This is a genomic window from Tessaracoccus pujii (genome assembly GCF_055326215.1).
Map to the genome: position 1 here is coordinate 62,816 of NZ_JBUZNP010000008.1, position 19,729 is coordinate 82,544.

At 67.8% G+C, this 19,729-nt stretch carries 16 protein-coding genes; 4 read left to right on the forward strand and 12 right to left on the reverse strand.

Annotation, left to right across the window (positions count from 1 at the left end; genetic code table 11):
* Window positions 1-26: 26 nt before the first annotated feature.
* The 5 genes from ACZK5N_RS11820 to glgX all read right to left on the reverse strand — a co-directional run bounded on the left by ACZK5N_RS11820 (window position 27) and on the right by glgX (window position 8,286).
* Window positions 27-812 (reverse strand): NUDIX hydrolase, encoded by a 786-nt coding sequence (locus ACZK5N_RS11820; RefSeq protein ID WP_463624992.1) that lies wholly within the window; start codon window positions 810-812, stop codon window positions 27-29.
* Between the two features lie 69 nt (window positions 813-881).
* Window positions 882-2,825 (reverse strand): 1,4-alpha-glucan branching protein GlgB, encoded by a 1,944-nt coding sequence (glgB, locus tag ACZK5N_RS11825; protein ID WP_459019632.1) that lies wholly within the window; start codon window positions 2,823-2,825, stop codon window positions 882-884.
* A 101-nt stretch (window positions 2,826-2,926) separates the two neighbouring features.
* On the reverse strand, window positions 2,927-4,087 hold the full coding sequence (locus ACZK5N_RS11830) for a phosphotransferase (protein ID WP_463624993.1): 1,161 nt from the start codon (window positions 4,085-4,087) through the stop codon (window positions 2,927-2,929).
* Window positions 4,084-6,069 carry an alpha-1,4-glucan--maltose-1-phosphate maltosyltransferase gene (locus ACZK5N_RS11835; RefSeq protein ID WP_463625022.1) on the reverse strand — a complete coding sequence of 662 codons (1,986 nt, stop codon included), beginning with the start codon at window positions 6,067-6,069 and terminating at the stop codon, window positions 4,084-4,086. Before ACZK5N_RS11835 ends, ACZK5N_RS11830 begins: the two co-directional genes overlap by 4 nt.
* A gap of 60 nt (window positions 6,070-6,129) precedes the next feature.
* Entirely contained in the window at window positions 6,130-8,286 is a 2,157-nt protein-coding gene (glgX, locus tag ACZK5N_RS11840; protein ID WP_463625023.1) for a glycogen debranching protein GlgX, read from the reverse strand.
* Window positions 8,287-8,420: 134 nt separating this feature from the next.
* On the opposite strand from glgX, the gene ACZK5N_RS11845 reads away from it, so the two are divergent.
* Entirely contained in the window at window positions 8,421-9,557 is a 1,137-nt protein-coding gene (locus tag ACZK5N_RS11845; RefSeq protein ID WP_463624994.1) for a cysteine desulfurase family protein, read from the forward strand.
* A 116-nt stretch (window positions 9,558-9,673) separates the two neighbouring features.
* On the opposite strand, the gene ACZK5N_RS11850 is transcribed toward ACZK5N_RS11845, so the two are convergent.
* From ACZK5N_RS11850 to ACZK5N_RS11860, 3 genes are all read right to left on the reverse strand, one after another.
* Window positions 9,674-11,116: a DUF222 domain-containing protein gene (locus ACZK5N_RS11850; protein ID WP_463624995.1), complete on the reverse strand. Its 1,443-nt coding sequence runs from the start codon at window positions 11,114-11,116 to the stop codon at window positions 9,674-9,676.
* 414 nt (window positions 11,117-11,530) lie between these two features.
* Window positions 11,531-12,349 carry a hypothetical protein gene (locus ACZK5N_RS11855; protein WP_463624996.1) on the reverse strand — a complete coding sequence of 273 codons (819 nt, stop codon included), beginning with the start codon at window positions 12,347-12,349 and terminating at the stop codon, window positions 11,531-11,533.
* 280 nt (window positions 12,350-12,629) lie between these two features.
* Window positions 12,630-13,289, reverse strand: coding sequence for a methyltransferase family protein (locus ACZK5N_RS11860; protein ID WP_463624997.1), 660 nt, complete (start codon window positions 13,287-13,289; stop codon window positions 12,630-12,632).
* Window positions 13,290-13,460: 171 nt separating this feature from the next.
* On the opposite strand from ACZK5N_RS11860, the gene mnmA reads away from it, so the two are divergent.
* The 3 genes from mnmA to ACZK5N_RS11875 are packed head-to-tail and all read left to right on the forward strand — an operon-like array spanning window position 13,461 to window position 15,715.
* A complete protein-coding gene (mnmA, locus tag ACZK5N_RS11865) occupies window positions 13,461-14,540 on the forward strand; it encodes a tRNA 2-thiouridine(34) synthase MnmA (protein ID WP_463624998.1) in 1,080 nt (359 codons plus the stop codon).
* Window positions 14,534-15,484 carry a uroporphyrinogen decarboxylase/cobalamine-independent methonine synthase family protein gene (locus ACZK5N_RS11870; RefSeq protein ID WP_463624999.1) on the forward strand — a complete coding sequence of 317 codons (951 nt, stop codon included), beginning with the start codon at window positions 14,534-14,536 and terminating at the stop codon, window positions 15,482-15,484. The genes mnmA and ACZK5N_RS11870 overlap by 7 nt, the downstream gene beginning before the upstream one ends.
* A 27-nt stretch (window positions 15,485-15,511) precedes the next feature.
* Window positions 15,512-15,715, forward strand: coding sequence for a hypothetical protein (locus tag ACZK5N_RS11875; protein WP_463625000.1), 204 nt, complete (start codon window positions 15,512-15,514; stop codon window positions 15,713-15,715).
* 10 nt (window positions 15,716-15,725) lie between these two features.
* Here ACZK5N_RS11875 and ACZK5N_RS11880 read toward each other — a convergent pair whose 3' ends face one another.
* The 4 genes from ACZK5N_RS11880 to ACZK5N_RS11895 all read right to left on the reverse strand — a co-directional run bounded on the left by ACZK5N_RS11880 (window position 15,726) and on the right by ACZK5N_RS11895 (window position 19,653).
* Entirely contained in the window at window positions 15,726-16,289 is a 564-nt protein-coding gene (locus ACZK5N_RS11880) for a prepilin peptidase (protein WP_463625001.1), read from the reverse strand.
* A gap of 100 nt (window positions 16,290-16,389) precedes the next feature.
* Window positions 16,390-17,022, reverse strand: coding sequence for a type II secretion system F family protein (locus tag ACZK5N_RS11885; RefSeq protein ID WP_463625002.1), 633 nt, complete (start codon window positions 17,020-17,022; stop codon window positions 16,390-16,392).
* 265 nt (window positions 17,023-17,287) lie between these two features.
* Window positions 17,288-18,232, reverse strand: coding sequence for a type II secretion system F family protein (locus ACZK5N_RS11890; protein ID WP_463625003.1), 945 nt, complete (start codon window positions 18,230-18,232; stop codon window positions 17,288-17,290).
* On the reverse strand, window positions 18,232-19,653 hold the full coding sequence (locus ACZK5N_RS11895; RefSeq protein WP_463625004.1) for a TadA family conjugal transfer-associated ATPase: 1,422 nt from the start codon (window positions 19,651-19,653) through the stop codon (window positions 18,232-18,234). Before ACZK5N_RS11895 ends, ACZK5N_RS11890 begins: the two co-directional genes overlap by 1 nt.
* Window positions 19,654-19,729 lie beyond the last annotated feature (76 nt).

Consider the following 19,729-nt stretch of genomic DNA (forward strand, 5'->3'; position numbering starts at 1 on the left):
CGGGGTGGCGGGAACTTCGGCAGGGGTCAGGGGAGGGGGGCCACCGGGTGGCCGTTCTCGGTCATGCCGCGGTAGCCGGCCAGCATCAAGGCGATCCGGCGGGCTGAGAGCTCCGTGACGTGCAGGGCGACGCCCTCCGGCTCCACCCAGTGGATGGCGCGGATCTCGCGGTCATCGGTGCCCAGCTCCGCCGCGACCTCCGGGCCCAGCGTCCCGCCGTCGAAGATGAACTCCACCGCGTCGGACCAGCCGAGATAGGGCGGCATCCAGTCCACCAGCAGCGGTTGCCCGAAGGTGACCTCGATGCCCAGCTCCTCCAGGGTCTCGCGCTCCCCTCCGGCGCGCGGCGCCTCGAACGGCTCGACGATGCCGCCGGGCAGTTCCCAGTCCTCCTTGTAGGAGGTCTCCAGCAGCAGCACGCGGCCCTGCTGGTCGCGGAACAGGGCATGCGCGATGACGCGCTTGGTGGGCAGGATCGAATCCAGCACACCGGAGAAGCCGTGCGGACCGTACACGGTGTCGACGGCGAGGCGCGAGTAGATGAGGATGTCGCGGAACACGCCGGGCTCCGCTTCCACGGCCGCCCTCAGGCGTCCCTCCAGCCGGAAGCCGCAGCGGTGCAGCGCCACCCGGGCGGCGGTGTCCCACTCGGGCAGCTCCACCTGGAGCCGGCGGAGGTCGTGGGCGAGGATGGCGTCGTCGGAGGCCAGCGACAGCGCACGCTGCAGTGTGTCGACGTCGACCTCCTGCTCAGCCCAGCGCAGCGTACCCACGCCGCCGGCGATGTCCACGGACACCTTGAAGTCGCTCACCCGGCCGACCGTACCCGGTGCCCGCCACGGCCACCACCCCGGGTGACCGCAGCGGACTGCGACGGGCTGTTATGCGTTCGTGGCGTCCTCGCCCTGGACCGGTGCCGGGCGCACGGCGGCCTTGGCCTCACGGCGCAGCCAGACGGAGCCGAGCGGCGGGACGGTGACGAGCGCGCGGGCCGGGAAGTGGCCCCATGGTTCTTCGTGGGCGGTCACCTCACCGAGGTTGCCGAACTCGCCGGACCCGTCGTAGACGGGAGCGTCGGTGTTGAGGATCTCCTCCCACGCACCGGCCTCCGGGAGGCCGATCTCGTAGTCGATCAGCGGCTCGGGGGAGAAGTTCGTCACGCACGCGATGTGGTTGTAGTCCTCGTCGTGGCGCACCCATGCGATGGTGTTGCGGCCCGCGTCGTCGGCGTTGATCCAGCTGAATCCCTTGGGTGAGTTGTCCAGCTCGAACAGTGGGCGGTTGGCGCGGTAGATGTGGTTGAGGTCGCGGAAGAGCCGCTGCAGGCCGCCGTGGCCCCACAGCTCGGTGACCCACCACTCGAGGGACACCGACTCACTGAACTCCGGCCGCTGCCCGAACTCGCAGCCCATGAAGACCAGCTGCTTGCCTGGGAAGCTCCACATGAACGAGTAGTAGGCGCGCAGCGTGGCGAACTTGCGCCAGTCGTCCTGCGGGACCTTGTTGATCATGGAGCCCTTGCCGTGGACCACCTCGTCGTGGCTGATGGGCAGCATGAAGTTCTCGGAGTAGGCGTAGACCATGCCGAAGGTGAGGAGGTTGTGCTCGTACTGGCGGTACACCGGGTCCAGCTGCAGGTACCGCAGCGTGTCGTTCATCCAGCCCATGTTCCACTTGAAGCCGAAGCCGAGGCCGCCCTCGTGGACGGGCTTGGTGACGCCGGCGAAGCTGGTGGACTCCTCGGCGATCATCAGCACGCCCGGCTCACGCTCGTACAGGTGGCGGTTGCAGTAGCTGAGGAAGTCGATGGCGTCGAGGTTCTCGCGGCCGCCGTACTGGTTGGGCACCCATTGACCGTCCTCGCGGGAGTAGTCCAGGTACAGCATGGAGGCGACGGCGTCCACGCGCAGGCCGTCGATGTGGAACTCCTGGATCCAGTACAGCGCGTTGGACACGAGGAAGCTCTTCACCTCGTTGCGTCCGTAGTTGAAGATGTAGGTGCCCCAGTCCTGGTGCTCGCCCTGCCGGGGATCCGCGTGCTCGTAGAGCGCGGTGCCGTCGAAGCGGCCCAGTGCCCAGTCGTCCTTGGGGAAGTGCCCGGGCACCCAGTCCATGATGACGCCGATGCCTGCCTGGTGCAGCCTGTCGACGAGGTAGCGCAGGTCATCGGGCTTGCCGAAGCGCGACGTGGGGGAGAAGTACCCGGAGATCTGGTAGCCCCAGCTGGGCTCGAACGGGTGCTCAGCCAGCGGCATGAACTCGACGTGGGTGTAGCCCTGCCACTTGACGTAGCTGACCAGCTCCTCCGCCAGATCCAGGTAGCTCTTGCCCTTGCGCCAGCCGCCCAGGTGCACCTCGTAGACGCTCATCGGCTCCGCGTGGGCCTTCGAGGCGCGGCGCTTGGCCAGCCACTCGTCGTCCGACCAGGCGTACTTCGACTCGTAGACGATCGACGCGTTCGCCGGCGCCTGCTCGCTGAACCTGGCCATGGGGTCGACCTTCTCGATCCACTGGCCGTCCTGCGTCTCGATGCGGTACTTGTACAGCGTGCCTTCGCCGAGGCCCTCGATGAACGTGCCCCAGACGCCCGAGCCGGGGATCAGCTCCAGGGCGTCGCCGGTCCACCAGTTGAAGTTTCCGATGACCTGCACGGACTTCGCGTTGGGTGCCCAGACGGCGAATCGGACGCCCGTGACGCTGCCACGCTCCTCGTCGTCCACCGTGACCACGGTGCTGCCGAGGCGCTTCCACAGCTCGGTGTCGCCACCGCTGTGAAACCCTTCGAAGTCCCAGCCGGTCAGTCCACCGAAGCGGTCGTGCGCCATTTTCTTGACTCCTTCGAAGCGATGTCTGTGCGCGCCAATCTAGCGTGCCGGGGGCCGCTGCGGGTGCGGACGGCCCAGTGCGGGGGATCCCGCCATCAGGGTTACGGGATCGTTATCAACGTGGCCAGGTGCTGCAGCGGCACCGACAGCAGGTGCGGACGGAAGCGCGCCTCGTAGACGGCTTCGTAGCCCGCCTTGTCCGTCTCGTACGCCGCCAGGACCGGGTCCTCCGCGTGCGGGTCGAGCCCGTAGCCGCTCAGGAACGCCTCGCGGCACCCGGCCAGCCACTGCGCCGACGCGCCGCCCGCAGCCTGGGCGTAGGCGAAGGAGCGCAGCATGCCGGCCACGTCCCGCAGCGGCGAATCCGGGAGGCGCCGCTCCGCCATGGTCTTGAGGGGTTCCCCCTCGAAGTCCACGTAGCGCCACCGGCCCTCACTGAGCAGCACCTGCCCGAGGTGGCAGTCGCCGTGCACGCGCTGCGCGGGGAGGCGAGCGTCGGAGATGGCGGCGAAGGCCGCGTCGGCGGCCTCCCGGTAGGGGGCCACCTCGGGCACCTCGTCGGCCACGGCGGCGAAGCGTGCGCGGCAGTCCGCTGCCAGTTGCGCGCCGTCGACGGTGCCCGTCGCCAGGCGCTGCGCAAGCACCGTGTGCACGGTGGCGAGCGCCTCCCCCAACGCGCGGGCGTGGTCGGTGAAGTCGCGGCCTTCTCCGGCGTACTCGCAGGCCAGCACGTAACCGTCGGTCGGCTGCGGCAGCGCCTCGAGGAACACGGCAAGATCCGTGCCGTCCCAGGTCCAGGCGCCGTACAGCTCGGCGACCACCCCGGTGCCCGCCAGTGCGGCGTGCAGTTCGACGTCCACGGAGCGCCCCGGCTCCAGGCGGCGGAACACCTTGACCAGCAGCTGGTCGCCGAAGAACACCGACGTGTTGGACTGCTCCCCGGCGTAGCGACGGGCGGTCAGGTTGTTGGCCACCGCCCGGTACCGCTCGAATCCGGGGGCCTCGTCATACAGGGCCCGCAACAGCATGCCGCCCTCGTCGCACGCGTCGATGGGGGCGCCGTCGCGGTAGAGGAGCGGCACGTGGAAGCGCTCGCGGTGCCCGTCGTCGAACTCCACCACAAGCAGCGCGGGGCGCAGCGTCGGACCGGCCCAGGGACCCAGCTCGACGTCCACCGGACGCCCGCCGCGGCCCGAGAACCAACGCGACGACACCGCCAGGTTCCACAGCTGCTGCAGGAGTGCGGAGTCCTCCGAGGTCACTGAGCCACCACGTGGAAGATGTGCGCGGGCTTGCCGGGCCACAGCTGCACCCAGGAACGCTCGCCCCAGACGTACTCCTCGCCGGTCAGCTCGTCGACCACCCGGATGTTCTCCCGGCCCTCCACGCCCAGGGCGGCGAAGTCCAGCATCACGTCCGAGGACACCGTGTTGTCCGGGTCCAGGGAGCACACCACCAGCACGGTGTCCGCGCCGTCGTTCTTGGAGAAGACGATCACCTGATCGTGCGGGGCGTGATGGAAGTGGATGTCGCGCAGCTGCTGCAGCGACGGGTGCGCCTCGCGGATCTCGTTGAGCTTGCCGAGCAGCAGGTTGAGGTTGGGCTGGGCGGTGAAGTCGCGTGGCCGGAACTCGTATTTCTCGGAGTTGAGGTACTCCTCCCTGCCCGGGGCCAGCGCCTCGTGCTCGAACAGCTCGAAGCCGGAGTAGATGCCCCACGTGGGCGCGAGTGTCGCGGCGAGGATGGCGCGGATGGAGAACGCCGCCGGGTTGCCGGACTGCAGGTGGAACGGGTTGATGTCCGGGGTGGTGACGAAGAAGTTGGGCCGGTAGAACGACGCCATCTCCTGCGACAGCTCGGTGAGGTACTCGGTGAGCTCCCACTTCTGGGTGCGCCACGTGAAGTAGGTGTAGCTCTGCTGGAAGCCCACCTTCCCGAGGGCCGCCATCATCTGCGGCTTGGTGAACGCCTCGGCCAGGAAGATGACCTCAGGGTTGGTCTCGTGCACCTTCGACATCAGCCAGTCCCAGAACTCGACCGGCTTGGTGTGCGGGTTGTCGATGCGGAAGATCGAGACGCCGTGGTCGATCCAGAACCGCACGATCCGCAGCACCTCGTGGTAGATGCCCACGGGGTCGTTGTCGAAGTTGATCGGGTAGATGTCCTGGTACTTCTTCGGGGGGTTCTCCGCGTAGGCGATGGTGCCGTCGAGACGCGTGGTGAACCACTCCGGGTGCTCCACCACCCACGGGTGGTCCGGCGAGGCCTGCAGCGCGAAGTCCAGTGCCACCTCCAGCCCCAGCGAACGGGCCTTGGAGACGAAGGCGTCGAAGTCCTCGAAGTCGCCCAGATCAGGGTGGATGGCGTCGTGGCCGCCGTCGGGCGAGCCGATGGCCCACGGCGAGCCCGGGTCCTCCGGGCCAGGCTCCAGGCTGTTGTTCTTACCCTTGCGGAACGCGGTGCCGATGGGGTGGATGGGCGGCAGGTACACCACGTGGAAGCCCATCGCGGCGGCGGCCTCGAGGCGCTCGTGCGAGGAGTTGAACGTGCCGGAGTGCCAGTGCCCGTCGTCGTCCACCCAGGCGCCCTGCGAGCGGGGGAAGAACTCGTACCACGAGGAGTACAGCGCCCGGCGGCGCTCCACGCGGATGGGGAACTCGGCCGTGGGGGAGACGAATTCGCGCGGGCCGAAGCGGGCCATGGCGCGCGTAATGGGGGCCGAGGTGATGAGCTCCAGGACCTCCTCGACGTCCGTGTACCCGGTCAGGGTCTCCGCGGCGCCGCGCAACAGGCTGGCCGCGCCCGGGACGCGCATGGCCTCCGCCTGCTGGGCGGAGCGGGTCAGAAGCTCGCGCCCCTCCATGCACACCAGGTCCACGTCCATGGCGACGGGGAGCTTCGCCTCGGCGTTGTGCCGCCACGTGCCCCACGGGTCGCTCCAGCCCTCGACGCGGAAGGTCCAGTCGCCCTCGGCGGCCATCCGAACGTAGGCCTGCCAGATGTCGAGGCCCTGTGGGTCGACCTGCTTCATGTCGACGCGGCGCTGCGTGCCACCCGGCGAGGTGAGGATGACGGAGGCGTTCACCGCGTCATGGCCCTCCCGGAACACGTTGGCCTGGATGAGGATGCGTTCGTGAACCACGGCCTTGACCGGATACACACCGCCTTCGATGGTGGGGGTCACGCCGGTCACCGGGATGCGGCCGAAGCCGCCGTCGGTCCGAACGATGCGCTTGAGGGTCATGGCTGGGATATCCGCACTCACGGGCGTCAGCCTAGCCGGACCGCCCCCAGGCCGCACCGTTCAGGACAGCAGGTCCAGCGACGACGGCTCGGCCTCGGCCTGCAGCGCCAGCAGCTCGCGGGCGCTCATGGGCACCTGCACCCGCATCACGACGACGGACCGCGCCGGCATGGTCAGCTCCGCCAGGGCCGGGAGGACGCCGTCGGGCACCTCGTCGGCATCCGCGCTGTGCCACACCACCTCGTAGCCGTAGCCCCACGGGATGGTGGGGAGCGTCAGCGGCAGGGGTTCGGCGGACGAGTTGAACCAGGTGAGGAACGCCTCCGTCTCGTTGGAGACGTACATGCCCAACAGCCGGCGAGCACCGTCGTGCCAGGCGTCGTGGCTCATCTCGCCGAACTGGCCGTCCATCCACGTGAGGTCCACGCGCTGCAGGTTCTCGCCGTCGTCGTTGATGATCTCGGTGTGGTACGCGAAGTCCACCGGCCGCAGGACCGTGTGGGACTGTCGCAGCTTGATCAGCGCCGCGATCCGGCTCTGCACCTCGAGCCACTCGAACGGGATGTCCCAGCTCACCCAGGACAGAGGTGAGTCCTGGCAGTAGGCGTTGTTGTTGCCCTTCTGCGTGCGGCCGAACTCGTCGCCTGCCGTGATCATCGGGGTGCCGGCGGCCAGCAGCTGGGTGGCCATCAGGTTGAGCACCTGGCGGCGGCGCAGCGCGTTGATCCCGGGGTCCTCCGTCTCACCCTCCCAGCCGTGGTTCCAGGAGCGGTTGTTGTCCGAGCCGTCGCGGTTGGCCTCGCCGTTGTCCAGGTTGTGCTTGACGTCGTAGCTCACCAGGTCACGCATCGTGAACCCGTCGTGGGCGGTGACGAAGTTGATGCTGGACTGCGGCGAGCGGCCGGGCTCGTCGAAGATGTCCGGCGATCCCGCGAGCCGGGTGGCCAGCTCCTGAACGCCGTGCACGGCGCCGCGCCAATAGTCGCGGATGTGGTCGCGGAAGCGGTCGTTCCACTCGTACCAGCCCGGACCCCAGGCGCCCACCTGGTAGCCGTACGGGCCGATGTCCCACGGCTCGGTGATCATCTTGACGCCGGTGAACGTGTGATCCGCGGCCACCAGAGCCTTGAAGGCGTGGTTGTGGTCCACGTGGTGGTGCTCGTCGCGGATCATCGTGGTGGCCAGGTCGAAGCGGAAGCCGTCCACCCCCATCTCGGTGACCCAGTAGCGCATCGAGTCCAGCACCAGCTGCAGCACCATCGGGTGCGAGGTGTTGACCGAGTTGCCGCAGCCGGTGACGTCGTAGTCGTCGCGGCGGTCGTTGGTGAGGCGGTAGTAGGCGTCGTGGTCCAGGCCGCGCATCGACAGCGTCGGGCCCTCGTGGCCGCCTTCTCCGGTGTGGTTGTACACCACGTCGAGGATCACCTCGATGCCCGCCTCGTGCAGGGCGGAGACCATCTGCTTGAAGTCCGCCACCTGGTTGCCGACGGTGCCGCGGGTGGCGTAGTAGGCGTGCGGGGCGAAGAAGCCCAGCGTGTTGTAGCCCCAGAAGTTGCGCAGGCCCTTCGTCGCGACGAAGGGCTCGGACACGAAGTGGTGCACCGGCAGCAGCTCGACGGCCGTGATCCCCAGGCCGGTGAGGTACTCGATGACGGAGGGGTCCGCCAGCGCCAGGTAGGAGCCACGCAGGTGCTCGGGCACCTGGGGGTGGAGCTTGGTGAAGCCGCGCAGGTGCGCCTCGTAGATGATGGTCTCCGACATGGGCCGCCGGCGCGCGATGGGCGTGGGCGGCGGGGTGTCGGCCACGACGACGCTGAGCGGGACGGCACCGAACGAATCCGACGGCGAGATGGAGAACGGGTTGCCGGGGATGTGATCCAGGATGGGGCCGCGGAAGTCCACGCCTCCGCTGATGGCGCGGGCGTAGGGATCCAGCAGGAGGCGGGCCGGGTTGAAGCGGCTGCCCGACGACGGGTCCCACGGGCCGTGTACGCGGTAACCGTAGTGCTGCTCGGCGTCGACGCGCGGCACCTCGACGGTCCAGATCCCGTGCTCGTCGCGCGTCATGTCGATGTTGTGCTGCTGGTTGAGCGGATCGATGAGCGCCAGTTCGACCCCGGAGGCGCGTGGGGCCCAGAGGCCGAAGCGGACGCCATGGGGGGTGATGCGTGCGCCGAGGGCGCTCGTATCAGGCGTGGTGGGTGGGGTCATCGTCAGCTTCCGCGGGGTTCACAGGGGGCAGCGCCCTATTGTGCCACTTTCTGGACCAAAACCCCACTTCGCTGGGGGGTTTGCCGAGGGTGCGGCGTGGCTAGCATGGACGCTGCGCCCGCCGTCGCCGGGGCGCCTGAATGCAGAAGAGGTCCGTTGTGGAGTCCGCCTATCTCGACCACGCCGCCACCACGCCGTTGCGACCGCAGGCCCTGGACGCGTTCGTCTCGGCTGCGGGTGTGCACGGCAACGCGTCGTCGCTGCATCGGCCGGGGCAGCGGGCCCGGGCTCGGCTGGAGGAGGCGCGGGAAGAACTCGCCGCGGCCGTGGGGGCACATCCGACGGAGGTCATCTTCACCTCAGGCGGCTCGGAGGCGGACACGATCGCGGTGGTGGGTGGCTGGGAGGCGGGTCGGTCGCGGGGACGGTCGCGGTGCCTGGTGTCGGCCGTGGAGCATCCGGCGGTGCTCGGTGCCGTGAGGCGGGGAGCGGAGGTTCTCCCGGTGACCGGTGAGGGCGTCGTGTCCCTGGATGCCGCTTCGGCAATGCTGGATGCCGCTGTTGCGGTGGTGTCCGTCATGGCGGTGAACAACGAGACGGGCGTTCTTCAGCCGGTGTCTGCCGTCGCGGAACTGGCGTCGGCGGTGGGGGCGTGGACGCACTCCGACGCGGTGCAGGCGTTGGGGCACGTGCCGGTGGACTTCTCGTCGAGTGGCCTGGATCTGATGAGCCTGTCGGCGCACAAGATCGGCGGGCCGGTGGGCATCGGCGCGCTGCTGGCGCGGCGCTCGGTGGCACCCGCGGCGGTCGGTCTGGGGGGAGGGCAGGAGCGCGAGGTGCGGTCCGGTACCCAGCCGGTGGCGCTGGCGGCTGCGTTCGCGCGGGCGGCGAGTGTCGCGGTGGGGGAGTTGGGTGTCGAGTCGTCCCGCCTGGCTGCGCTGCGGGACTGGGTGGCGGAGGCGTGCGTGGCGGCGGGTGGTCGGCTGAACAGCCGACCGGACGGGGCGCCGCACATCGTCAATGTGACGTTCGACGGGGTGCGGGCCGACGACCTGTTGTTCCTGCTGGACCAGCGAGGCGTGCACGCGTCGGTCGGGAGCGCCTGTCGGGCGGGGGTGCACCAGCCCAGCGAGGTGCTTCTCGCGATGGGACGGACGGCCGACGAGGCGACTCAGTCGCTGCGGTTCTCGTTGGGCTGGACCACGACGACTTCCGACATCTCACGCCTGGTGGAGGTCCTCCCGGAGGCCTTGAGCGTCGCCCGCTCCGCATTCTGACCCCTTGCTCGCTCCCTGAGGAGGCCGGCGTCGCGAAGCGACCGGCGGCTGTCTCGAAGGGTCGTGACGCAACACTGCCGCTGACCGCCCGCGGTGTTTGTGGCGCGCAGGGACGCTCAGCTGGCGAGGGCGAGCAGTGACAAGGGCGGCGTCCGGTCCGGCAGCCGATCCCAGGCGGGGTCGTCGCGGGGTGGGTCGTCTCCGCGCGGTAGAACGGGTGGGGCAGGTCCTCGGACTGGCCGGGGAGCCGAGATCCTGGTGGTGCCCTGGGAGGTTACGAGGTACTCGTACCCGGCAGGGGAGCGCCAATGGAACAGGCCCGGCTCCGGTTGGGTGAGCCGCCAACCGCCGTGAGTCTTCCCACGATGGGTGAAGCGCGAGAGCGGTCCAAGGTTGTCCGGCGACGTCTGGCCGCGGGGTCCGTCGTCGACGAAGGGCTGGGTGTGGTCCGCGTCGCATCCGCGCGCAACCCGGGTGCCGAAGGGAAAGACGTCCACCGGATTCCGCACCTCCATGGCCAGGCGCATGAGACCTGTGGGGTTGTGGTGGTCCACAGCGGGGATCGAGTTGGGGTCCAGGACGGGGCGCACGATTACGCGTGAATCGGCAAGCAGTTCCCGGAGACGATCGGTGGGGAGACAGCCCCAGCGTTCGACGCGGGCGATGCCGGTGGCCGAACCGTCGGGCAGCAGTTCCAGACCGGGAGTGGGGTCTCCGGTGAGCCAAGGATCCGAGCCGGTGATGTGGACGAACAACTGATGGGTGGGCAGGATGTCTTGCCCGAAAGTGCGTCGGGCGAGTTCCCCGACCGCGGCGGCGCGGCGGGTTTGGAGATCTGCCTTGGCGAGGGCTTCCGTGGAGAGGTCTGCCAGGAGCGGGTGTGCCGGATCGAGGTGGGCAGGCATCGCCTTGGCGATCTCGTTGATGGCCTGATCAAACGCGAGCGCATCGGCCGGGGCGAGGCGTCCCCAGATCTCGATGTGACCGTCCCGGATCTGGTTGAGCACGACCTTTCGCTCGGTGCGATGCCGGGCTTCGGCGTCAGCAGCGGTCTGGGGATCCGCGGCAAGGATCCAGCCATCGAGATTCCGCAGGACCCGGGCCCAAGGCATCAGTGCCAGGGCGTGCGCGAGCTTGCGGTCCAGCAGCGCGACGGCGGCGGCGCTGAGATGCTGGGCCCGGCCGGCTGCGTCGGCTGCCTGCCACCAGCGCACCCGCCCGGCGAGCACCGCCTCCCAGAGAGCGGGGTGGCGGTGGCGCACATTGAGTACGTCTGCGATTCGACCCATCGCCGAGAGCGGGGAGATGCCCAGAAGCGCCCCGATCTCCAACGAGAGGAACTCGCCGATACCGGGGGTGCCGTCCGCGCCGGGCTGGATCAGGTCCTCCATTCCGACCTGGACCGCGGCGTCGTCGATGCGGTACACGTCGGTGAGGTGCGCGATGGCGACCACCTCGGCGACCTCGGCTGCGACGAGGTGCTGGTGGGCGTGATCAAGCGCGGCATATCCCTCGGCCACCGTGACCGGGACCAGGGGAGCAGGCGCGTTGTCGAGCATGACCCAAGACTATTCGACCACACGGACAATTACGAGGGGGGCGCGACTGGGTGTGGATAAGTCTGACGGGCGGATCGGTAGAGTGGAGCACTGCTGAGCAGAGGGGCACGAAGTGCGCGAGGGTTGTCCGGGTGGCGTCGCGACGACGTAGTCTCGCAGCTGGAGTCGCTTCTTTTCGGGTTGGTGCCCGCCCGTCCGGACCCCACGGGGTGGGGCTGCTTCTTCGGCCAGATGTTCCACCTGATCCTGATTGGGGTGAGTCCCCATCGCAGAGCAGCCCTTGGCTCACCCCGCTGGGCACCGATCGTGCTACTTGCTGCGAGCACTCCATCAGGGATGCGTGAGACCGCGGGTCTGATGCTTCTGGCTGAGTGGTAGGCGCCCGGCCCTTGGCGAGGGCCGGGCGCCATGGCGCTATTTCTTGCCGCGGGAGAGTTGAACGGCGCTCTCGGAATACCCGTCGGCGCATTCGAGGGCTCCACAGACGAAGGCCAGGGTCAGGCTTGCTGCCTTCCCTCCGGCGAAGTAGCCGTTGTCGGAGGTCACGTAGGCCTCCCAGGGGTAGGTTCCGCCGTCGCAGTTCAGATCGGTGAGGTAGAAGTAACCCTTGATCTTCATCCGCCCCACCCGCTGGGTCAGCGTGCCGCCGAGCTCGAAGTAGTCGGCGTCCGTGCAGGTGTAGGTACCCGTGATCATCGCGTCACCGTTCTTGTACGCGGTGCCGCGGGGGTCGACAGACACGGACGCGGTCGGTGTCTCCGGCGCTTCGAGGACCTGGAGGGTGAGGTTGCCTCCCACGGGATCATCTGCGTTAGCGGTGAACGCCATGATGTAGTAGGTCACGCCTTCGGTGCTGTAGGCGGCCGTCTTCATCGGACCGCAGGCGACCAGTCCGCCGCCGGCTGCGGGGTCCCCGTCGAAGATCATGAGGCCGAGGTCGTAGTCGGTGCCGGTACCGTCGACAAGGAACCCCAAGCCCTCTGACCCATCAGAGGTGTAGGTGTACCAGACGCTTCCTCGCACGGCGGGGGCGCCGCAGTAATCATTCAGCGTGGCGTCAGTAGCCTCGGTCTGCGCGTCGGTGGTGTCCAGGCTGTAGGTCTCCCCGAGTGAGGTGGGGGTCGCCTGGTCGGTGGTGTCGTTAGTGACGGCGGCGCTTGCGGTGAGCGTTGTGACGCCTAAGAGGGAGGCGGCGAGGAGCAGGGCCAGGGAGGCCCGCAGGGACGATTTCATTCGAACTCCTTCGTTCGTCAGGCCCCGACCTGGGTGCCTTGGCATGATCAAAGCACGCGCGAGGTTCACAGGAACGAAGCCAGCTGGCCCCGCCCATGCCCGGTGACATGGACGTCCGAGTGTGGTGGCTCGGCAGGGCGGCGTTTGGTTGGGCTTGATCCTGGGCGGCGGGCCAGTTCACTGTTCGTCGGGTTGGGCTTCACCGCGCGATGCCGCCTTGCCGTGCTTGCCGATCGCTACCCCCGTGGTCGGCGAGCGCCCGCGCGAACGGCGGGTCCGGTCAGATGAGCCCCGGGACGAACATCCTTGTCTCACGCATGTATGAGCGGAACTCAGGAAGGTGCGCCGCCAGCAGTCGCTCTTCCTGCACAGCTCGATATGCCTGCAAAGCGGCAGCCAGGACCAGGATCGCCAATTTCTCCCACGACGGTGCCACCCAGACCGCTCCTGCCAGGGATGCGATCTCACCGACGTAAAGGGGGTGACGAATGAACCGGTACGGTCCCGTGCGGACCAGCGTCCGCACTTGCGGCTCCACACCGAAGCTCCGCCGGAGTACGGCGAGCGAGTAGATGGAGAAGATCAGCCCGACCGATTGAAGCGAGACGGCGGCCATGGATTGCCCGAGGCTCACTGGTTCACCTCCAGCGAAAGCCAGGAGGAACGGTGCGAAGGTCCCGGCGTACGCGGCCACCCGTGGCAAGATCCGGTCGCTCTTTGCCGTGGCATCGCTTCGGATGAGCAGCAGCAGCACCGCCAGGACGTAAAAGGCCAAGAGCATCACGCGGTGGGGGAGCCCGAGAAGCGCAATCAGCCCACCGGTGGCGAAATCGGCGCCAGAAAACAATGAGATAGCGGACGCCATGAAAAGCAGGAAAAGGATGGGGACCAGGAAGACCCGTTCCCAGTCCACCATCCTGAGCAGTTTTGATTCGCTCACAGCGGGATCGCCCTTCAGCGGTTGCGCTCACCGGGAGCGGACGCACACGGTTGCCGCAGCCTAGCCGAAAATTCTGAGAGTTCATTCGATCGAATGGGCTCAAAGACCGGACGAGGGCGGTGGCACCTGGCTGTTCGGTAGAGTGGAGGGCTGTTGAGCTGAGGAGGGGCTGTGCGTGTCTTGGCCGCGATGTCGGGCGGAGTGGACTCCGCCGTCGCCGCCGCGCGCCTCGTCGCCGCCGGGCATGACGTGACAGGGGTGCACCTCGCGCTCTCCAAGAACCCCGCGTCCTACAGGTCCGGCGCACGCGGCTGCTGTTCGTTGGAGGATTCGCACGATGCCAGGCGGGTGGCGGACAAGCTGGACATCCCGTTCTACGTGTGGGACTTCGCCGAGGAGTTCCATGAGGCCGTCGTCGACGACTTCATCGCCGAGTACCGCGCCGGCCGCACGCCGAATCCCTGCTTGCGCTGCAACGAGAAGATCAAGTTCGCGGCAGTGCTGGATCGCGGCGTGGCTCTGGGATTCGACGCCGTGGCCACTGGTCACTACGCCGACCTGCGGCGCCAAGACGACGGTACGGTCTCGCTGCACCGCGCGGCGGATGCGGCCAAGGACCAGTCCTACGTGCTGGGGATGCTCACGCAGGAGCAACTCGCCCGGTGCCTGTTCCCCCTCAACGACGTGGAGAAGCCGGTGGTGCGCGCCGAGGCGCAGGCACTCGGGTTGGGTGTGGCGAAGAAGCCCGACAGCCACGACATCTGCTTCATCGCCGACGGTGACACGCAGGGATTCCTCGGCCGATACCTCGACGATGCACCGGGTCCGATCGTCGACGCCCAAGGGGCGCTGCTGGGGGAGCACCGGGGGACGCACCGCTACACCGTCGGGCAACGCAAGGGACTGGACCTGCGGGTTCCGGCGCCGTCGGGGGAGCCCCGCTACGTGCTGCGCATCGAGCCGGTGGCCAACACCGTCGTGGTGGGCGCCAGGGAGGACCTGGCGGTCACGCACCTCAGCGGCATTCGTGCCACATGGACCGGGCAACCCGTTCGTGGTGCATGGCGGGGGCAGGCGCAGTACCGGGCACACGGCGTGCCGCAGGACGCGACGATCTCGGCCACCGACGGAGGGCTCACGGTGCGCTTGGACGAACCGGGCCACGGCGTCGCGCCCGGACAGACCGTCGTCGTGTACGACGGCGACCGCGTGGTGGGCAGCGCCGTGATCGCCGAGGCACTCAGATGCTGATCACCGCCGCGGGCTCCCTGCCTGGCACCGATTTCCGCGGCGCGCTGAGCGCCATGGCGCAGGCGCTGCCGGAGGTGTTGCCGCTGCCGGAACTGCCGGGCCGCGGGGTTGGATCGGACATGATCGGGCGGGCGCTGGGGCTCATCTCCGGCCTCGGGTTCGACATGCAGCCTGCCGGATGGCGGCTCTCGCCGCACTCTGGCGCCGAGCATCGCGCGGCCCGCGCCCAGTGGCGACGCGACCTCGACGACACCGAGGAACTCCTTCAGGGGTTCGACGGTGTGCTCAAGGTGGCCGTCGCGGGGCCATGGACGCTCGCGTCCTCCGTCGAGCGACCCATGGGGGACCGTCTCCTCGCCGACCACGGGGCCCGGCGCGAACTGGCGCAGGCCTTGGTGGAGGGGGTGGCGGGACTGCGGGCGGAAGTGTCGCGGCGGGTTCCGGGCGCCACGCTGTGGCTGCAGGTGGACGAGCCTTCGATGATGGCGGTGGCGGAGGGGCGCGTGCCCACGGCGAGCGGATTCTCCCGGCATCGGCGGGTGGACCCGCCCGGAATCGTGGAGACGCTCCGTCCGCTGGCCGACGGCGCGTGGCTGCACTGCTGTGCGCCGGGCCGCTGGCTGGACCTGGCGCGGCGGGCGGGTTTCGCCGGGGCTTCCGTGGATGCTGCCTTGGTGGATCTGGACGAGCTGGCTCAGTGGCGCGACGAGGGTCGCGGGTTGATCCTCGGGGTCGTCGACACGGCGCGCGCGCTGCAGAGCACCGACGACCTCATCCGCGCCGCGCTCAAGGTGCTGCGAGCGATCCAGGTGGACTCGTTCGATGGGTTGCTCCTCGGCACTGCGTGCGGGATGGGCGGGTGGCGGCGTGAGGACGTGGTCCCGCAGTTGGAGTCGCTGCGGAAGGCCGCTGAGCTGGTGGAGGAGTCGCTTACGCGGGGCTGACTCTCAAAGCTCGCCTAAGCTGGGACCGTGCGCATCTTCTCCGACCTCAACCTCAACGGTGACGCCCCCGTGCGGGCGCAGGTGGGTCGCGGCTCCTGGGGGCCGACGGGGGTGCCCAGCACGAGGTGGAAGAAGATTCAGCGCATCCTGATCCCGTTCGTCGTGGTCGCCATCGCGGTGGGGCTCTTCTTCCTTGGCCGGATGTTCTACCTGATTCTCACCGGGGCGTGAGGGTCGGCCGTCACCAGCCGAGGAGGTTGGCGGCAGCGGGGGCGACGAGGACGCCCAGCACCATGAAGGGTCCGAAGGCTATCTCCGCATCCCGCTTGATTCTCCTGGTGGCGAGCAGGAGGCCGCTGATCACTGCCATGAGGATGAATGCGGCTCCCAACCCGAGGAGCGCTGTCCCTAGTCCGAACCAGCCGAGTGCGGCTCCAGTACTGAGTCCTAGCTTCACGTCCCCGAGCCCGAACCCGTTGGGATTGATGTAGGCGAGTGCGAACAGGATGGCTGCGGTCAGCACAGCACCCGAGAGCGCTTGCATGAGCCGGCCCCACTCACCGGAGCCTGCAAGCCCCGGCAGTTGCAGCAGGAGGAACGCCGGCAATGGTCCGAGGGTGGTGACGTCGGGGAGACGATGCTCCACAAGGTCGACGGCAACGCCCGCCCCCCACGCCACTGAGAACGCCACGAACCCAGCCAGAGCCAACGGGGGTACTAGCATCGCCGCCCATGCGATGACGGCCAGAGCCGCAACGCTGGCCACCCACCACTCGGCACGCCGGCAGAGACGAAGAGCGAGCACGGGTGCCATTATCGAACCCATGAGTGAAACGAGCACAACCCAAGGAATCACGTCACTCGTGCCTGAACGTCCGCGCTGGCGAGGGCCAACTGTGCGACGCTCATCCGAGCGAGGGGAAGAGCGTTTCCATCATCGAGATCACCGCAGGACCGAGGATGACGATGAAGATCACGGGCAGGATGCAGAGGATCAGCGGGAAGACCACCTTGACGGGGATCTCCATGGCCTTTCGTTCCGCCCGCTGCCGTCGCGCGATGCGCATTTCGTCCGCCTGGGCATTGAGCACGTCGGCCAGCGGGATGCCGTAGGACTCAGCCTGGATCACTGTTCGAACAAATCGGCGCAAGGGTATTGACCCGGTGCGTTCCGCAAGGTCTTCATAGGCGTTTCGTCGACTCTGACCAACCTGAATGTCCTGCATGGTCCGTAACAGTTCTCGAGCCAGTATACCTCGTCCGTTCCGTGCCACGCGTAGCATGGCGGCGTCGAAACCCAGACCAGCCTGGACGGCGATGCTCATCTGGTCCAGCGTGTCTGCGAGTTCCAGGTCAACCTGCTCGCGTCGCTTCTGGTAGGTGTTGGCCAGCAGCAGGTCTGGGAGGAAGAACACTCCCACGGTGACTGCGATGCCGAGAAGGAACAAAAGCGGTGACCTGTTACCTACCCACAACAACATCCACAGAAGGCCGGTCAACAACGTCGCTAGCACCTTGACGGAGAGCAATTGATCCACTGTCCACCCCCCCGGGAAGCCAGCCCGTGCCAACGAGCGCTCCAGGCGTGACCTTCGCGGCGGGGAGTCGAGCAACCGACCGACGCGCAGGTGGCCCTGTTCGTGCCGCTGTCGAGCGCCTGCGACTGCCATCCCCCGAGAAAGATTTTCGAGCGCGCGAGATCGTATCGGATCTGGTCCGGCGCTGACGAGCCACACGAGCACTCCAAAACCCAGGGCGAAGGCAGCGAGCGCGGCCACTACGGAGGGTGTCACGGAACCACCCCTAGAACTTGATCTGCACGGTCTTGTGCAGCCAGAAGCCACCGACCAACAGCAACAGCAGAGCCGTAGCGAGCATGAGCCATCCCATGGGGCGCGTGAAGAGGAGGCTCAAGTATCCGGGGTTGGCGAAGAGCAGCAGCGCCACGATCACGAAGGGCAGGCCTATCAAGATGATGGCTGAGAGCCGCCCTTCCGCACTCAGTGCAGCGACCTGGCGGCGGAGTTGGGCGCGCTCACGGATGGTGTGAGATACGCCCTCCAAAACGTCCGCCAGGTTGCCACCCACCTCCCTGTTGATCGCCACGGCCTGGGAGATCCACGTGAAGTCCTCGCTGCGCATCCGCTCTGCGGTGTGTTCCATCGCTTCGGACAGCGGCCGTCCGACCCGAAGCTCATTGCTGATCCTGGCAAATTCCTCAGCGGTAGGTGAGGCCGCCTCGCGGCCGACCATCGCCATTGCTTGCGTGAACGAATAACCCGACCGCAGACTCCCACCAAGCATCTGCGCAGTCTCGTCAAGTTGGAGCGCGAAGGTGGTGCGCCGCCGTCCAGTCCGCACTGAGACGTACGCCACCACACAGAGCGGCACCAGTACGAGCAGCGCAATCCCGACCGCCGGCATGCTGAGCAGAAGTCCTACGATCAGGGCCACCACGGAGATGCAGATGACGAGAACGACGAGCTGCGCGGCCGGCATGGCGATGCCTGCCACGTCGAGACGTTCCGCGAGCGTGAGTCTGTGGCTCGCGAGCATTCGGTCGACGCCACGCGTGGCTGCGTCAGCTAAGCCTGACAGCGCGGTACGGCTCTGGTGATCCGCCGGTCGACGACGGTGAAGCGGTACTTCACTCGCATTAGGGCGCAGAAGCAGCATCATGAAGATGACGAACGCCAAGCCGGCCGCGATCGATGCTACGGCCAGCAGGCTCGGCGTCTGGTTCAGCATCAGCGCATCCGGAGTTCTGTGCCGAACACGCGCGGCGACAGCTGGATGCCCAGGTCGGCGAACTTTTCGGTGAACTGAGGGCGCACGCCGGTAGGCTGCACGTGGCCGAGGAAGCGGCCGTCGCGATCCACGCCGGCTGCGTAGTCGAAGAGGAACACGTCCTGCATCGTGACGGTCTGGCCCTCCATACCGTGCACCTCGGTGACCGCAACGATGCGTCGCGTTCCGTCGCGGAGTCGTCCGAGCTGGACGATGAGGTCGATGGCGCTCGCCACCTGTTCGCGGATCGCCCGCAGCGGGAGTTCCATGCCGGCCATCAGCACGAGCGTCTCCAAACGCGATAGGGCGTCGCGGGGGGAGTTGGCGTGGATGGTGGACAGAGACCCGTCGTGTCCCGTGTTCATCGCCTGCAGCATGTCCAAGGCCTCCGCACCGCGCACCTCGCCGACGATGATGCGGTCAGGGCGCATGCGGAGCGAGTTGCGCACCAGGTCACGAATGGAGACTTCGCCTTTACCCTCGATGTTGGGTGGGCGCGACTCGAGCCGGACGACGTGCTCTTGCTGCAGCTGCAACTCGACCGCATCCTCAATGGAAATGACGCGTTCGCCCTGCGGGATGAAGGACGAAACCACATTCAGCAGGGTGGTCTTTCCAGTGCCGGTGCCGCCCGAGATGAGGATGTTCAGCCTTGCTTTGACGCATGCGGCGAGAAGCTCCGCGATCTCCGGCGACATGGTGTCCAGCCGGATGAGATCTGGGATGGTGAGGGCATCGTGGCTGAACTTACGGATGGTGAGCGTCGAGCCGGTGAACGCCAGTGGCGGGATGATCGCGTTGACGCGCGATCCGTCCTCGAGTCGCGCATCCACGAGGGGAGACGACTCGTCGATCCGTCGTCCGATTCTTCCCACGATGCGATCGATGATCTGGCGCAGGTGGCTCTCGTCTCTGAAGGTCACGTCTGAGCGGTACAACCGCCCACTGTGCTCCACATAGACATTGCCCGGCCCGTTCACCATCACTTCAGTGACCGAGGGGTCGTTGAGCAGACCCTCGATGGGACCGAGGCCCAGTACATCCGACTGCACCTCCTCAACGAAGCGGCGGCGCTCGGAGCCGGTCATGGCGAGGCTCTCGCCCTCGATCACGGCAGTCAGCTCCTGCTGCACCATCTGGCGTAGTTGTTCATCAGTCAGTGAGGGGTCATTCAGCCGAGTGCCGAGTCGGTCGTAGAGCGCCTCCGTGGTGCGCTCTTTGAGCGCACGCATCGCGTCCTGGGTGGCGGCGCGTGGTACGCCTGCACGTTGCGCCAATGCTGCCGCGGAGGGCTGCGGAACAGATCCGTCGAGCTCGGCAGACACTCCCATTCCGCGCGCGGGCGCAGATGAATCCGATGGCGGCCCGTACGCGACGGCCACGGGCAGTCCCGTTGCGCGAGTTGGCTCCTGAGTTGGGCTGGGGACCTGCGTGGCAGTTGTCTCCACACCTCGCGCG

Excerpts from the sequence above, each read along its gene's own strand:
- glgB (WP_459019632.1), bottom strand. The coding sequence starts at position 2,825 with ATGGCGCACGACCGCTTCGGTGGACTGACCGGCTGGGACTTCGAAGGG.
- ACZK5N_RS11835 (WP_463625022.1), bottom strand. The coding sequence starts at position 6,069 with ATGACCCTCAAGCGCATCGTTCGGACCGACGGCGGCTTCGGCCGCATC.
- ACZK5N_RS11845 (WP_463624994.1), top strand. The coding sequence starts at position 8,421 with ATGCAGAAGAGGTCCGTTGTGGAGTCCGCCTATCTCGACCACGCCGCC.
- ACZK5N_RS11850 (WP_463624995.1), bottom strand. The coding sequence starts at position 11,116 with ATGCTCGACAACGCGCCTGCTCCCCTGGTCCCGGTCACGGTGGCCGAG.
- ACZK5N_RS11855 (WP_463624996.1), bottom strand. The coding sequence starts at position 12,349 with ATGAAATCGTCCCTGCGGGCCTCCCTGGCCCTGCTCCTCGCCGCCTCC.
- ACZK5N_RS11870 (WP_463624999.1), top strand. The coding sequence starts at position 14,534 with ATGCTGATCACCGCCGCGGGCTCCCTGCCTGGCACCGATTTCCGCGGC.
- ACZK5N_RS11890 (WP_463625003.1), bottom strand. The coding sequence starts at position 18,232 with ATGCTGAACCAGACGCCGAGCCTGCTGGCCGTAGCATCGATCGCGGCC.